The sequence below is a fragment of the Sinorhizobium saheli genome (genome assembly GCF_001651875.1).
Taxonomy (GTDB): Bacteria; Pseudomonadota; Alphaproteobacteria; order Rhizobiales; family Rhizobiaceae; genus Sinorhizobium; species Sinorhizobium saheli.
In genome coordinates this window covers 15,289-30,987 of the sequence record NZ_LNQB01000071.1, presented here as the reverse complement: position 1 = coordinate 30,987, position 15,699 = coordinate 15,289, and the positions used below count along the sequence as shown (strand labels likewise).

Below are 15,699 nucleotides of genomic sequence, written 5' to 3'. Positions count from 1 at the left end.
GGCGCATGTCCGACAGCAAGCATATCTCCCCGGCCGAAGCGGCCGCCTTGATCCCGGACGGAGCCGTCGTTTCGGTCTCCTCCTCCAGCGGCCTCGGCTGCCCGGACCTGATGCTGAAGGCGATCGGCGAGCGCTTCGAGGCGACCGGCCACCCGCGGGACCTGACGACGCTGCACCCGATCGCCGCCGGCGACATGAGCGGCATCAAGGGCGTCGACCACATCGCCAGGAAGGGCCTGTTGAAGAAGATCATCGGCGGCTCCTACCCGTCCGGCCCGTCGAGCGCCGAGCCGCCGCTGATCTGGCAGATGGTCGGCGCCAACGAGGTGGCCGCCTACAACATCCCGTCCGGCATTCTCTTCGACATGCACCGCGAGGCGGCGGCGAAACGGCCGGGGGTGATGACCAAGGTCGGGCTCGACACCTTCGTCGATCCGTCGCGCGAAGGCTGCGCCATGAACGCGGCCGCCGCCGCGGAACCGGTGGTGAAGAAGATTACCTTCGAGGGCGAGGACTGGCTCTATTTCAAGGCGATCGCGCCGCAAGTGGCGATCATCCGCGCCACGACGGCCGACGAGCGCGGCAATCTCACCTACGAGCACGAGGGCGCCTATCTCGGCGGGCTCGACCAGGCGCTTGCCGCCCGCAACAATGGCGGCATCGTCATCGCCCAGGTGAAACGCATCGCCAAGGAAGGCTCGTTCAAGCCGCACGACGTGCGCGTGCCGGGCGTGCTCGTCGACTATGTCGTCGTCGATCCGGACCAGAAGCAGACGACCCAGACGCTCTACGATCCAGCTATTTCCGGCGAGATCTTCCGGCCGCTCGACAGTTTCCGCGTCCCGGAATTCAACATCCAGAAGGTGATCGCGCGCCGCGTCGCCCAGGAGCTCGAAGCGGGCAGCGCCGTCAATCTCGGCTTCGGCATTTCCGCCAATGTACCGCGCATCCTCTTGGAAGAGGGGCTGCACGGCGCCGTCACCTGGGTGATCGAGCAGGGCGCGGTCGGCGGCGTGCCGCTCCTCGACTTCGCCTTCGGCTGCGCGTCGAATGCCGACGCCTTCATGCCGTCGCCCTACCAGTTCACCTATTTCCAGGGCGCCGGCTTCGATGCCTCGCTGCTCTCCTTCCTGGAGATCGACCGCACCGGTTCCGTCAACGTCTCGAAGCTCAGCTTCCGCCCGCATGTGACGGCCGGTGCCGGCGGCTTCGTCGACATCACCGCGCGGGCGAGGAAAATCGTCTTCTCCGGCATGTACAATGCCGGCGCGAAACTCGCCGTCGCCGACGGCCGGCTCGTCATCGAGAAGGAAGGCAAGCTGAAGAAGCTCGTCAGCGCGGTCGAGCACGTCACCTTTTCCGGCCGCCGGGCGATCGAGCAGGGGCAGGACATCACCTATGTCACCGAGCGCGCCGTGATGAAGCTGACGTCCGAGGGCATCGTGCTCACCGAAATCGCGCCCGGCGTCGATCTCCAGACGCATATCCTCGACCAGTCGGAATTCCCGCTGATCGTCTCCGACAGTCTGAAGGTCATGGACGCGGGCCTGTTCCATGAAGCGCCGATCGGCCTGACGCTGCCGGCCAAACCCGAGCGCGAGATCGCGGGAGGCGCAAATGGCTGACGAACGCATCCGCGTTGAGTTCGAGGGTGCCGTCGCGACGATGACCATCGCGCGGCCGGAAAAACTCAATGCCTTCGACATTGACATGCTGAGGGCGCTCGCCTCCGCCTGCGATACGATCGAGTCGAACCGCGTCGTGCGGGTCGTGATCCTCACCGGCGAGGGCAAGGCCTTTTCCGCCGGCGGCGACATCAAGGCCTGGGGCGGCATGGACGCGGCCGAATTCGGGCACGACTGGGTGCGCTTCGGCCACCGCGTCTTCGAGCGCCTGGCGACCTTGCGCATGCCGGTGATCGCGGCCTTGAACGGCCACGCGCTCGGCGGCGGCCTGGAGCTTGCGGCGGCCGCGGACATCCGCATTGCCGAACGCCAGGTGAAGATCGGCCTGCCGGAAACCAGTCTCGGCATGGTGCCCGGCTGGTCCGGCACGCAACGCCTCGTTTCGCGCTTCGGCGCGCAGATCGTCCGCCGCATGGTGCTGGGCGGCGAGATGTTCTCGGCCGACGAGGCGAAGGCCGAAGGTCTCGTCGATGCCGTCGCCGAGACGGGGGCGGTCATGGCGGCGGCGCGGAACTATGCCGCGCGTGTCGCGGCCCGTGGTCCGGCAGCGCTCGAAATATCGAAGCTGATGATCGCTTCGGCGAACGGCGAGGACAAAGGCGCGGCCGTCGAGGCGCTGGGCTCGATCCTTGTCGCCAAGACCGGCGACCTCAAGGAGGGCGTCGCCGCCTTCAGCGAAAGGCGCGAAGCGCGCTTCAAGGGAGAATGGTAATGACCGTACTGGTGAGGCCGAAGCCGCTCGGCGACGACAAGGTCCGCGAGTTCCGGATGCTGATCGACGGCAAGTGGGTCGATGGCGCCGAAGGTGGGACGATCGAACGCGTGGCGCCCGGCCACGGCGTCGTCGTCAGCCGCTACCAGGCGGCGACGAAGGCGGATGCGGAGCGCGCCATCGCCGCGGCGCGGCGTGCCTTCGACGACGGCCCCTGGCCGCGCATGACCGCATCGGAACGCTCGCTGATTCTCTTACGCGCGGCCGACATGATCGCCGCGCGGGCCGACGAGCTCGCCTTTCTCGACGCGATCGAGTCGGGCAAGCCGATCAGCCAGGCGAAGGGCGAACTGGCGGGTGCGGCCGATCTCTGGCGCTATGCCGCGGCCCTTGCCCGCGAGCTCTCCGGCGAGAGCTACAACACGCTCGGCGAAGGCACGCTCGGGGTCGTGCTGCGCGAGCCGATCGGCGTCGTCTCGATCATCACGCCGTGGAACTTCCCCTTCCTGATCGTCAGCCAGAAATTGCCCTTCGCGCTCGCCGCCGGCTGCACCACGGTGGTGAAGCCGTCGGAGCTGACCTCCGCCTCGACGCTCGTCCTCGGCGGAATCCTCGAGGCGGCGGGCGTGCCGGCCGGCGCCGTCAACATCATCGTCGGCACGGGACCGGAGGCGGGCGCGCCACTCACCACTCATCCGGACGTCGACATGGTCTCCTTCACCGGCTCGACCGGTATCGGCCGGCTGACGATGGCGAACGCGGCGCAAACCCTGAAGAAGGTCTCGCTCGAACTCGGCGGCAAGAACCCGCAGATCGTCTTTCCCGACGCGGATCTCGACGCGTTCGTCGATGCGGCGGTCTTCGGTGCCTATTTCAATGCCGGCGAATGCTGCAATGCCGGCTCCCGGCTGATCCTCCATCGCGATATCGCCGAGGAGGTGACGGCGCGCATCGCCAGCCTCTCCGCCAAGGTCAAGGTCGGCGATCCGCTCGATCCCGAGACGCAGGTCGGCGCGATCATCACGCCGCAGCATCTGGAAAAGATCGCCGGCTATGTTTCCGCCGCTGCCGGTGACGGTGCGACGGTGGCCCATGGCGGAAGGCCGCTCGATCTCGGCATCGGCCAGTTCATGGCGCCGACCATTCTCTCGGCCGTCCGGCCGGAGATGGCGGTGGCTCGCGAGGAGGTGTTCGGGCCGGTCCTCTCGGTGCTGACCTTCGAGACGACGGAGGAGGCGGTCCGCATCGCCAACTCGATCGACTACGGGCTTTCGGCCGGCGTCTGGAGCCGCGATTTCGACACCTGTCTCACGATCGGGCGGCGCGTGCGCGCCGGGACGATCTGGATGAACACCTTCATGGACGGTGCTTCTGAGTTGCCCTTCGGCGGCTATCGGCAGTCGGGGCTCGGCCGCGAACTCGGGCGGCACGCGGTCGAGGATTACACCGAGACCAAGACGCTCAACATGCATATCGGCCGGCGCACCAGCTGGTGGATGCCGCGCTGAGGCCGGAGGGGAAGGGATGATTCAGATGGGCTCCCGCCTGCCGGCCAGCGCCTTGAAAGTGCAGGAGATATCCGGCGAAGGGCGATGTCGTCGTAGCCGGCGAAAGGGTGTAACGTCTTGAATCGGGCCGGGCGGCCGACGCCGCAGGCCATGCCGTCCGCAGGAGAGGGCGGCTTAAAAAGGGGCGGAGAAGGTTTCGCCTCGATAACTTGCAAACGGGAGGAAAACGATGCGCAAGTTGATGACGACGACGGCTGTTGCAGCACTGATGTTGGCCGCGACGGCCGTGCGTGCAGCAGAGAACGTGGAAGTGCTGCACTGGTGGACGTCCGGCGGCGAGGCGGCGGCGCTCGACGTCCTGAAGAAGGATCTGGAAAGCAAGGGCATCACCTGGACCGACATGCCGGTCGCCGGCGGCGGTGGCACCGAGGCGATGACCGTGCTGCGCGCCCGCGTCACCTCCGGCAACGCGCCGACGGCGGTGCAGATGCTCGGCTTCGACATTCTCGACTGGGCGAAGGAAGGCGCGCTCGGCAATCTCGACGAGATCGCCGCCAAGGAAGGCTGGGACAAGGTGGTGCCGGCCGCCCTGCAGCAGTTCTCCAAATATGACGGCCACTGGATCGCCGCACCGGTGAACGTCCATTCGACCAACTGGGTCTGGATCAACAAGGCCGCGCTCGACAAGGCCGGCGGCAAGGAGCCGACGACCTGGGAGGAACTGATCGCGCTGCTCGACAAGTTCAAGGAGCAGGGCATCACGCCTGTCGCCCATGGCGGCCAGGCCTGGCAGGACGCGACGATCTTCGACGCGGTCGTGCTCGCGCTCGGCAACGACTTCTACAAGCAGGCCTTCATCGACCTCGACCCGGCGGCGCTCGGCTCGGACAAGATGAAGGAGGCCTTCGACCGGATGACGAAGCTCAGATCCTACGTGGACGACAACTTCTCCGGCCGCGACTGGAACCTCGCCTCGGCGATGGTGATCGAGAACAAGGCCGGCCTGCAGTTCATGGGCGACTGGGCCAAGGGCGAATTCCTGAAGGCGGGCAAGAAGCCGGGTACCGATTTCGTCTGCATCCGCTTCCCGGGAACGCAAGGGTCCGTCACCTTCAACTCCGACCAGTTCGCAATGTTCAAGGTCTCTGACGAGAAGGTCCCGGCGCAATTGCAGATGGCCTCGGCGATCGAGAGCCCGACCTTCCAGTCGGCCTTCAACGTCGTCAAGGGCTCGGTTCCGGCCCGCACCGACGTTCCGGACACGGACTTCGACGATTGCGGCAAGAAGGGCATCAAGGACCTGGCCGAAGCCAATGCCAACGGCACGCTTTACGGCTCCATGGCGCATGGCCACGCCAACCCGGCCGCCGTCAAGAATGCGATCTACGACGTCGTGACCCGCCAGTTCAACGGCGAACTGAGCTCGGAAGACGCGGTGAAGGAACTCGTCGCGGCGGTCGAGGCGGCGAAGTAAGCGACGCGAGGGGGGACACGCCCCTCACCCCGCTGCCGCGACCTTCTCCCCGCTTGCGGGGAGAAGGGGCAAGCGGCGAGCCCGTTGCCACTCATTACCGTCCGGAGGGGACGGAGGCGCTGCGGCATAAACCTTCTCCCCGCAAGCGGGGAGAAGGTGCCGGCAGGCGGATGAGGGGCAGACCCCGCCTAAGAGAAACGATACGGTGGTAACAAACATGGATAGCCGAACCCGGCTGCAGGAGCTTCTGCCGAAGCTCGTGCTCGCCCCTAGCTTCGTCATCGTCCTGGTGTTCGTCTACGGCTTCATCGCCTATACGGGATTCCTGTCGCTGACGGACAGCAAGATGCTGCCGTCCTACAACTTCGTCGGCTTGAGCAATTACAGCCGCCTCTGGGCGCTGCCGCACTGGTGGCGGGCGATCAGCAACCTCGCCATTTTCGCCACGCTCTATATCGCCATCTGCTCGGTGCTGGGCCTGGCGCTCGCGATCCTTCTCGATCAGAAGATCCGAGCCGAAGGATTCCTCCGGCCGATCTATCTCTATCCGATGGCGCTTTCCTTCATCGTCACGGGAACCGCCTGGAAGTGGTTCCTCGATCCCGGCATCGGGCTCGAAAACACCATGCACCTCTGGGGCTGGGAGAGCTTCTCCTTCAACTGGATCAAGGACCGCAACTTCGCGATCTACTGCGTCGTCATCGCCGCCGTCTGGCAGTCGACCGGCTTCGTCATGGCGATGTTCCTGGCGGGCTTGCGCGGCGTCGACAACGAGATCATCAAGGCCGCCCAGATCGACGGGGCGACGACGCCGACCATCTACCGGCGGATCATCATCCCCCTGATGCGGCCGGTCTTCCTTTCCGCCTTCGTCGTCCTCGCCCATCTCGCCATCAAGGCCTATGACCTGATCATCGCCTTGACCGGCGGCGGGCCGGGGCAGGCGACCGAACTGCCGGCGACCTTCATGTATTCCTACACCTTCACCCGCAACCAGATGGCGATCGGCGCCTCGTCGGCGATCATCATGATGGTGATGATCTTCTCGATCATCATTCCCTATCTCTATTCCGAAGTCCGGGGAGGAAAACGCTGATGGGCGCTCCCAGTCCTGACAACGTCATTTCGCACAACCGCCTGACGCGGGCGCTGATCTACCTGGCGCTGATCCTCTTCGCGCTCTACTCGCTGCTGCCGCTCTATGTGATGGTGGTGAATTCCCTGAAGCCGCTCGACGAGATCCGCCAGGGCGGCATGCTGAACCTGCCCGAGACCTGGACGGTCGCGCCCTGGCTATCCGCCTGGTCGACGGCGCAGATCGGCGTGCAGCCGACGGGGCTGCGCCCCTTCTTCATCAACTCGATCCTGATGGTCGTGCCGGCCGTGGCGATCTCGACGATCATCGGCGCGCTGAACGGCTACGTGCTGACCAAGTGGCGCTTCCCCGGGGCGAACGTCTTCTTCGGCATGCTGCTCTTGTCCTGCTTCATCCCGTTCCAGATCGTGCTGATCCCGATGGCGCGCATCCTCGGCATTCTCGGCCTTGCCGGCTCCATCTGGGGGCTGATCCTCGTCCACGTCGTCTACGGCATCGGTTTCACCACGCTCTATTTCCGCAACTATTACGAGGCCTTCCCGACCGAACTGGTGCGCGCCGCGCAGATCGACGGCGCGAGCTTCTTCCAGATCTTCCGGCGCATCCTGCTGCCGTCTTCCGGACCGATCATCGTCGTCTCGGTCATCTGGCAGTTCACCAATATCTGGAACGACTTCCTGTTCGGCGCCTCTTTCTCCGGTCCGTTCTCGACGCCGATGACCGTGGCGCTCAACAACCTCGTGAGCTCGTCGACAGGCGTCAAGGAATACAACGTCCACTTCGCGGGCGCGATCCTCGCCGCCCTGCCAACGCTCATCGTCTACATCGTGTCCGGCCGCTACTTCGTCCGCGGGCTGATGTCCGGCGCCGTGAAAGGATAAGCCCATGTCATTCCTGAAAATCACCAACCTGCGCAAATCCTACGGCTCGCTCGAGATCCTGAAGGACATCAACCTCGAGATCGAGGAGGGCGGCTTCCTGGTGCTCGTCGGCCCGTCCGGCTGCGGCAAGTCGACATTGCTCAACACGATCGCCGGGCTCGAGCCGATCACCTCCGGCGACATCGCCATCAACGGCCGCTCGGTGTCGGGGCTGCACCCGTCGAAGCGCGACATCGCCATGGTGTTCCAGTCCTATGCGCTCTATCCGAACATGACGGTCGCCGGAAACATCGCCTTCGGCATGGAGATCCGCGGCGTGCCGAAGGAGCAGCGCGACAAGGCGATCAAGCAGGTCGCCGACATGCTGCAGATCGGCCATCTGCTCGACCGCAAGCCGAGCCAGCTCTCCGGCGGCCAGCGCCAGCGCGTCGCTATGGGCCGCGCGCTGGTGCGCGAACCGCAGGTCTTCCTCTTCGACGAGCCCCTGTCGAATCTCGACGCCAAGCTGCGCGTCGACATGCGCACCGAGATCAAGCGGCTGCACGGCCGCATGAAGACGACGATCGTCTACGTGACCCACGACCAGATCGAGGCGATGACGCTCGCGACCAAGATCGCGGTGCTGAAGGACGGCGTGCTGCAGCAGTTCGGGACGCCCGCCGAGATCTACAACAACCCCGCCAACATGTTCGTCGCCGACTTCATGGGCTCGCCGGCAATGAACCTGCTCAAGGCCCAGGTCGAGCGCTTCGGCGCCGACCTCGTCGTCACTCTGGCGCGGCCGAACACCGAGCCGCTGAAACTCGCCGTGCCGCATAATGGCGCCCTCTCCGCCTATGCCGGCCGCGAGGTCGTCTTCGGCATCCGTCCGGAGGCGCTGACCGATCCGGATGGGGCCGACCGCAATGCGAGGTTCGTCGCCGAGGGCGATTGCCTGATCGAGGTCGTCGAGCCGGCCGGTTCCGATACCTTCGCGGTCACCCGCCTCGGCGGCAAGGAGATCGTCGCGCGGCTGCGGGCCGACGCCCGCATCGCCCCCGGCCAGACGTCGCGGCTCGCCTTCAACCTCGACAAGGCGGTGTTCTTCGATCCCGAGAGCGAGAAGCGGATCGCATGAGCCAGCCCGATATCGTCATCATCGGGTCGGGAATCGGCGGCGCGACCACGGCGGCGGGCCTTGCCGCCTCCGGTGCCGAGATCCTGATCCTCGAAGCCGGTCATCATATCGAGGACCTGCCCATCAACCGCGACCAGCGGGCGATCTTCCAGCGCGGCCATTTCCGTCCGAAGGAGACCTGGTACGAGGCAGGCGGTCTCGGCTTCAATCCCGGCAACTACTACAATGTCGGCGGCAATTCGAAATTCTACGGCGCCGTGCTCACCCGCTACCGCCGCGAGGATTTCGAGGAGATGCGGCATCGCGACGGCATCTCGCCCGCCTGGCCCTTCCCCTATGACGAGCTCGAGCCCTGGTATTCGAGGGCGGAAGAGCTCTACCAGGTGCGCGGGCGCCTCGGCGAGGATCCGACCGAGCCCGCCCACTCGCGCGACTACGCCTACGCCCCGGTGCCGGACGAGCCGCCGATCGCAAGGGTGCGCGAGCGCCTGCGCGACCTCGGGCTCCACCCCTACTCGCTGCCGCTCGGCATCGATATCGAGCGCTGGCTTGCCAAGGGCAGGACGCCCTGGGACGCGCACCCGAACGCTTTCGACGGCAAAATGGACGCTGAGACCGCGGCGATGACGGTGGCGCTCGAACATCCGAACGTCCGGCTTGCGACCGGCGCGCGCGTGAACCGGCTCCGGGCCGCCCCGGACGGCAAGGCGATCGAGACCGTGCACTACGTCAAGGACGGGACGGAGCACCGCGTCTCGCCGAAGCTCGTGATCCTCTCGGCCGGCGCGGTGCAATCCGCCGTCCTGCTTCTGCGCTCGGCCGACGAGCGCAATCCCGCGGGGCTCGCCAACCGCTCCGACCAGGTCGGCCGCAACTTCATGAATCACAATTCGAGCGCCGTCATCGCGCTCAGCCCCTGGTACCGAAACGATTCCGTCTACCAGAAGACCTTCGGCCTCAACGACTTCTATCTCTCCGACGGAGCCGGCGGCCCGCCGCTCGGCAACATCCAGCTCCTCGGCCGCGTCTCCGGCGCGATCCTGAAGGCGAACATGCCGGCGATGCCGGAATGGCTGTTGAACCAGGTCTCCGCCCGCGGCATCGATTTCTATGCGATGAGCGAGGACCTGCCGTCGCCGGAGAGCCGGGTGATGGTCGACGGCGACCGCGTCGTGCTGAAATGGGTGCGCACCAACTGGCAGGCGCATCTCGACCTCGTCGCCAGGCTGAAGGCGGTCTTGAAGAAGGCGGGCTTCCCGGTCGTGCTTGCCCGCGCCTTCGACAAGCGGACGCCGTCGCATCAGTGCGGCACGGTGCGGATCGGCAATGATCCGGAACAGGCACCGCTCGACGTCCATTGCCGCGCCTTCGACCATCCGAACCTCTTTGTCGTCGACGCGGGCTTCCTGCCGACCTCGGCCGCCGTCAATCCGGCGCTCACCGTCGCGGCGCAGGCGCTGCGGGTCGCCGATCACATCGTGAAAGAGGATTTGCGGTGATGACGGAAAAGACACGCCCCGTCGCGATCGTCACCGGCGGCCGCCGCGGCATCGGCCTCGGCATCGCCCGGGCGCTGGCCGCCGACGGCTTCGACGTCGCCGTCACCGGCGTCGGCGATGCGGAAGGCGTCGCTCCGGTCATTGCCGAACTCGGCGCGCTCGGCGCGCGGGCGATCTTCCTGAAGGCGGATCTCGCCGACCTTTCGAGCCATCAGGCGACCGTCGATGCGGTCGTCGCGCAATTCGGCCGGATCGACTGCCTCGTCAACAATGCCGGCATCGCCTCGGTGGTGCGCGGCGATTTCCTCGATCTGAAGCCCGAGAATTTCGACACGATCGTCGGCGTCAACCTGCGCGGCACGGTCTTCTTCACGCAGGCCGTGCTGAAGGCGATGCTTCGGGCTGAGGCCGATCGGCCCCGTTCGATCATCAACATCACTTCCGTGTCGGCGGCGATGACCTCGCCGGAGCGGCTCGACTATTGCATGAGCAAGGCGGGGCTCGCGGCCTTCAGCCAGGGCCTGGCGCTGAGGCTCGCCGGCACCGGCATCGCCGTCTTCGAGGTCCGCCCCGGCATCATCCGCTCCGACATGACGGCGGCCGTGTCCGGCAAATACGACGCGCTGATCGCCGGCGGGCTGGTGCCGATGCGCCGCTGGGGGGAACCGGACGACATCGGCAACACCGTCGCCGGCCTCGCCAGCGGCAAGTTCGCCTTCGCCACGGGCTCGGTCATCCAGGCGGATGGAGGCCTGTCGATCAGCCGGTTGTAAACTTGTCGGGGGAGGCAGCCCCCTCTCCTCGGGTTTAACCCGAGGACTAACCCACTCCCCGCCTGCGGGGAGAGGGGACGCGGTCGGCGATAGGTCGGGGAGATGGCTAAGGCGGTGCCGCGAGTCCCTTCTCCCCGCGCGCGGGGAGAAGGTGGCGGCAGCCGGATGAGGGGCAAATGCTGAGTATCTGACCGCGCGCAGACGCGTAAGCTTGAGGACGTATGAATGACCTACGACTACATCATCACCGGCGCTGGCCCGGCCGGCTGCGTGCTCGCCAATCGCTTGAGCGAGGATCCGACCGTCAAGGTGCTGCTGCTCGAGGCGGGCGGCGGCGACTGGAACCCGCTGTTCCACATGCCGGCCGGCTTCGCCAGGATGACCAAGGGGGTGGCGAGCTGGGGCTGGAACACGGTGCCGCAGAAGCACATGAAGGGCCGGGTGCTGCGCTATACCCAGGCCAAGGTGATCGGCGGCGGCTCGTCCATCAACGCGCAGCTCTATACCCGCGGCAATGCCGTCGACTACGATCTCTGGGCGAGCGAGGACGGCTGCACCGGCTGGGACTATCGCAGCGTCCTTCCCTATTTCAAGCGCGCCGAGGACAACCAGCGTTTCGCCGACGACTATCATGCCTATGGCGGGCCGCTCGGCGTCTCGATGCCGGTCTCGACGCTGCCGATCTGCGATGCCTATATCCGCGCCGGCCAGGAGCTCGGCATCCCCTATAACCACGATTTCAACGGCAGGCAGCAGGCGGGTGTCGGCTTCTACCAGCTGACCCAGCGCAACCGGCGGCGTTCCTCCGCCTCGCTCGCCTATCTTTCGCCGATCAGAAAGCGCAAGAACCTGACGGTGCGCACCGGCGCCCGCGTCGCCCGCATCCTGCTCGAGGGCAGCCGCGCCGTCGGCGTCGAAGTGGCGACGGCGAAGGGCAGCGAGACGATCCGCGCCGGAAGGGAGGTGCTGGTCTCCTCCGGCGCCATCGGTTCGCCGAAGCTGCTCCTGCAATCCGGCATCGGCCCAGCCGATCACCTGCGCTCGGTGGGCGTCGAGGTGCGGCACGACCTCCCCGGCGTCGGCGGCAATCTCCAGGACCATCTCGATCTCTTCGTGATTTCCGAATGCACCGGCGATCACACCTACGACAATGTCGCCAAGCTCCACCGCACGCTCTGGGCCGGCCTGCAATACGTGCTCTTCCGCACCGGCCCGGTCGCCTCGTCGCTCTTCGAGACCGGCGGCTTCTGGTATGCCGATCCGGATGCCCGCTCGCCGGACATCCAGTTCCATCTCGGCCTCGGATCCGGCATCGAGGCCGGCGTCGCGCGGCTGAAGAACGCCGGCGTCACCCTCAACTCCGCCTATCTGCACCCGCGCTCGCGCGGCACGGTCAGGCTTTCCTCGGCCGACCCGGCTGCAGCACCGCTGATCGACCCGAACTATTGGGAGGATCCGCACGACCGCAGGATGTCGCTCGAGGGGCTGCAGATCGCCCGCGAGATCATGCAGCAGCCGGCATTGGAGCCCTACGTGCTCGCCGAACGTCTGCCGGGCAAGGACGTGAAAACCGGGGAGCAGCTCTTCGACTATGGCTGCGCCAATGCCAAGACCGACCACCACCCGGTCGGCACCTGCAAGATGGGAACGGACGCCATGGCGGTCGTCGACCTGGAGCTCAAGGTCCGCGGGCTCGAAGGGTTGCGCGTCTGCGACAGCTCGGTAATGCCGCGCGTTCCCTCCTGCAACACGAACGGGCCGACGATCATGGTCGGCGAAAAGGGGGCGGACATCATCCGCGGACTGCCGCCCTTGCCGCAGGCGGTGTTTCAGCATGAGCGCAACGACACGCGGCCGCGGGCGCGCGCTGACGTTCGTTGAGACGGCGGCGATGATCCGCCGTCGCCAACCTGTCTCAACGGCGCAGATCATCGCCGTACCGGCGCAAAATTGGTTGCGGCGGCCGAAGGCCGCGTCCAAGGTGCGCACGTTTACGACCTCGAACTTCCGGATTGATTCATGACATCGATCGAGCCGCGCTCCTTCCTGACCTCCCTCTTCGAGACTGCCGTCGCCGCGGCCGATCCTGAAGCCGCCATTCGGGCGCATCTGCCGCAGCGGCCGAAAGGGCGCACGATCGTCGTCGGCGCCGGCAAGGCGGCAAGCCAGATGGCGGCCGCCTTCGAGCGCCTCTGGGACGGACCGCTCGAAGGCAACGTCGTCGCGCGCCATGGCCCGATCGAAGAATGCGAGCGCATCCGGGTGCTGCAATCGGCCCATCCGGTGCCGGACGAGGCAGGCCTCGTCGCCTCCTCGTCGCTCCTCAAGCAGGTCGAGGGCCTGACGGCGGACGACCTCGTCGTGGCGCTCGTCTCCGGCGGCGGCTCGGCGCTGCTGCCGGCGCCGCCGGATGGATTGACGCTCGAGGACGAGATCGCCGTCAACCGGGCGCTGCTTGCCTCCGGGGCGCCGATCTCGGCGATGAACGTCGTGCGCAAGCATGTCTCCAGGATCAAGGGCGGGCGGCTTGCCTTGGCCGCCGCGCCGGCCCGCGTCGTCAGCCTCGTCGTCTCCGACGTTCCGGGCGACGACCCCGCCTTCGTCGCCTCCGGCCCGACCGTGCCGGACCGGTCGAGCCTCGAAGAGGCGCGCGAGATCGTCGCGCGTTATGGCATGGCGCTCCCCGAGCGGGTGATGGCGCATCTTTCCTCCGAAGCCGCGCGCGCACCGCAGCCCGACGATCCCGGCTTTGCCGGCAACGAAATTCACGTGATCGCCTCGGCGAGCGTGTCGCTCGAAGCGGCGGCGGCGCGCGCCCGGGCACTCGGCCTCGAGGCGATGATCCTTTCCGATGCGATCGAGGGCGAGGCGCGCGACATCGGCCGCATGCATGCCGCGCTCGCCCGCGAGGTGGCCTTGCGCGGTCGGCCGTTTGGCAAGCCGGTCGTGCTGCTTTCCGGCGGCGAGACGACGGTGACGATCTCCGGCAACGATTACGGCAAGGGCGGGCGCAACAGCGAGTTCCTCCTGTCGCTGGCGCTCGATATCGACGGAGTTACGGGCATCGATGCGCTGGCAGCGGACACGGACGGCATCGACGGCTCGGAGGACAATGCCGGCGCCTTCGCCGACGGGAAAAGCGTCGCCCGCATGCGCGCGGCCGGCATCGACCCGCGCGCCCATCTCGCCCGCCACGACGCCTGGTCGGCCTTCGCGGCGAGCAACGACCTTTTCGTTCCCGGCCCGACCGGCACCAACGTCAATGATTTCCGGGCGATATTGATCCGGTGATTTGGTTCAGGGCATCGGGTGGAGCAAGACCCCTCCCCAACCAGGTGGGAGGGGCTTCGGTGCGCGCTGCAGCCGCCTGCCATCATCGAGCCGTCCAACCCGTCGAAACGACGAAACTGGGTGGAGACGGTGCCGCAGGCAAGCCCCTCCCACCTGTGGGGAGGGGTGGGGAGGGGCCTTGTCCTGCGATTCACTTGCAGGTATCGAACCGGTTACTTCACCCGCTTCAGCGCGTCGCCGAGGATCGAGACGATCTCGCCGATATGCTGCTTCTCGACGATCAGCGGCGGCGAGAAGGCGATGATGTCGCCGGTGACGCGGATCATCAGGCCGCGCTCGAAGCAATCGACGAAGACGTCGTAGGCGCGCGCTCCCGGCGCGCCGTCGCGTGGGCTGAGCTCGATGCCGGCGATGAGGCCGATGGTGCGGATGTCGATGACGTGCGGCAGGCCGTTCAGCGAATGCATCGCCGCGTGCCAGTCCTCCTGCAGCTCGGCGGCGCGGGTCATAAGGCCCTCGTCGCGATAGATGTCGAGGGTGGCGATGCCGGCGGCGCAGGCGGCCGGGTGGCCGGAATAGGTGTAGCCGTGGAAGAGCTCGATCTGGCCTTCCGGCCCGTGCATCAGCGCGTCGTGCACCTTGCGGCTCGCAAAGACCGCGCCCATCGGGATCGCGCCGTTGGTCAGCCCCTTGGCGGTGGTGACGATATCCGGCGTGACGCCGAAATAGTCGGCCGCGAAGGTGGCGCCGAGACGGCCGAAGCCGGTGATCACCTCGTCGAAGATCAACAGGATGCCGTGCCTGTCGCAGATTGCGCGCAGCCGCTCGAGATAGCCCTTCGGCGGGATCAGCACGCCGGTCGAGCCGGCCACCGGCTCGACGATGCAGGCGGCGATCGTCTCGGCGCCGTGCAGCGCCACGAGCCTTTCGAGGTCGTCGGCAAGCTCGGCGCTATGCTCCGGCTGGCCCTTGACGAAGGCGTTCTTCGCAAGGTCGTGGGTGTGGCGCAGGTGGTCGGAGCCGGCAAGCTGCGGGAAGACGCGGCGGTTGTTGAGGATGCCGCCGACCGAAATGCCGCCGAAGCCGACGCCGTGATAGCCGCGCTCACGGCCGATCAGCCGGGTGCGGGTGCCCTGGCCGATCGAGCGCTGATAGGCGAGCGCGATCTTCAAGGCCGTGTCGACCGATTCCGAGCCGGAGCCGGTGAAGAAGATCCGGTCGAGCTTGGCGCCGGCCGGGCCCGGGGCGATCTCGGCCAGCCGCTCGGCGAAATCGAAGGCGATCGGATGGCCCAATTGGAAGGAGGGGGCATAATCCATCGTCGTCAGCTGCCGCTCGACGGCGGCGGCGATCTGCCGGCGGCCGTGCCCCGCATTGACGCACCAGAGACCGGCGGTGCCGTCGAGGATCGTCCGGCCGTCGATGCTTGTGTAGTGCATGCCCTCGGCCGAGGCGAGCAGGCGGGGTGCGGCCTTGAACTGGCGGTTGGCGGTGAAGGGCATCCAGTAGCTGTCGAGAACCGGGGCGTTGGGCTTGTCGTGGGCGTTCATGGGCAATCCTCCTGTCGGTGAGGCGATTGACGCCATGATTTGGATTTCCGAACAAGTCCTTTTCTGAAGTCGCCTAAGCTATTGTATTTCCTAGATCGTGTTTGGTAGAGTTT

General features: G+C 66.6%; 12 protein-coding genes. 11 read left to right on the top strand and 1 reads right to left on the bottom strand.

Annotated features, from left to right (window positions below):
* Window positions 1-5 precede the first annotated feature (5 nt).
* The 11 genes from ATB98_RS11475 to ATB98_RS11425 all read left to right on the top strand — a co-directional run bounded on the left by ATB98_RS11475 (window position 6) and on the right by ATB98_RS11425 (window position 14,036).
* The gene (locus tag ATB98_RS11475; protein ID WP_066873668.1) at window positions 6-1,625 is read left to right on the top strand and encodes an acyl CoA:acetate/3-ketoacid CoA transferase; all 1,620 of its coding nucleotides are present in this window, start codon (window positions 6-8) and stop codon (window positions 1,623-1,625) included.
* Complete coding sequence (locus ATB98_RS11470) at window positions 1,618-2,397, top strand: enoyl-CoA hydratase/isomerase family protein (protein ID WP_066873666.1); 780 nt, start codon at window positions 1,618-1,620, stop codon at window positions 2,395-2,397. Before ATB98_RS11475 ends, ATB98_RS11470 begins: the two co-directional genes overlap by 8 nt.
* A complete protein-coding gene (locus tag ATB98_RS11465) occupies window positions 2,397-3,905 on the top strand; it encodes an aldehyde dehydrogenase family protein (RefSeq protein ID WP_066873664.1) in 1,509 nt (502 codons plus the stop codon). Before ATB98_RS11470 ends, ATB98_RS11465 begins: the two co-directional genes overlap by 1 nt.
* A 229-nt stretch (window positions 3,906-4,134) precedes the next feature.
* Entirely contained in the window at window positions 4,135-5,379 is a 1,245-nt protein-coding gene (locus tag ATB98_RS11460) for an ABC transporter substrate-binding protein (RefSeq protein ID WP_066873662.1), read from the top strand.
* A 217-nt stretch (window positions 5,380-5,596) separates the two neighbouring features.
* Entirely contained in the window at window positions 5,597-6,475 is an 879-nt protein-coding gene (locus tag ATB98_RS11455; protein ID WP_066873660.1) for a carbohydrate ABC transporter permease, read from the top strand.
* Entirely contained in the window at window positions 6,475-7,356 is an 882-nt protein-coding gene (locus ATB98_RS11450) for a carbohydrate ABC transporter permease (protein ID WP_066873658.1), read from the top strand. The genes ATB98_RS11455 and ATB98_RS11450 overlap by 1 nt, the downstream gene beginning before the upstream one ends.
* Window positions 7,357-7,360: 4 nt before the next feature.
* Window positions 7,361-8,473 (top strand): ABC transporter ATP-binding protein, encoded by a 1,113-nt coding sequence (locus ATB98_RS11445; RefSeq protein ID WP_066873656.1) that lies wholly within the window; start codon window positions 7,361-7,363, stop codon window positions 8,471-8,473.
* Entirely contained in the window at window positions 8,470-9,972 is a 1,503-nt protein-coding gene (locus tag ATB98_RS11440) for a GMC oxidoreductase (protein WP_066873654.1), read from the top strand. The genes ATB98_RS11445 and ATB98_RS11440 overlap by 4 nt, the downstream gene beginning before the upstream one ends.
* Window positions 9,972-10,745 carry a 3-ketoacyl-ACP reductase gene (locus tag ATB98_RS11435; RefSeq protein WP_066873653.1) on the top strand — a complete coding sequence of 258 codons (774 nt, stop codon included), beginning with the start codon at window positions 9,972-9,974 and terminating at the stop codon, window positions 10,743-10,745. The genes ATB98_RS11440 and ATB98_RS11435 overlap by 1 nt, the downstream gene beginning before the upstream one ends.
* Before the next feature lie 225 nt (window positions 10,746-10,970).
* Window positions 10,971-12,626 (top strand): GMC family oxidoreductase, encoded by a 1,656-nt coding sequence (locus ATB98_RS11430; protein ID WP_066873651.1) that lies wholly within the window; start codon window positions 10,971-10,973, stop codon window positions 12,624-12,626.
* Between the two features lie 138 nt (window positions 12,627-12,764).
* Entirely contained in the window at window positions 12,765-14,036 is a 1,272-nt protein-coding gene (locus ATB98_RS11425) for a glycerate kinase type-2 family protein (protein WP_066873648.1), read from the top strand.
* 212 nt (window positions 14,037-14,248) lie between these two features.
* On the opposite strand, the gene ATB98_RS11420 is transcribed toward ATB98_RS11425, so the two are convergent.
* On the bottom strand, window positions 14,249-15,586 hold the full coding sequence (locus ATB98_RS11420) for an aspartate aminotransferase family protein (protein WP_066873646.1): 1,338 nt from the start codon (window positions 15,584-15,586) through the stop codon (window positions 14,249-14,251).
* Window positions 15,587-15,699 lie beyond the last annotated feature (113 nt).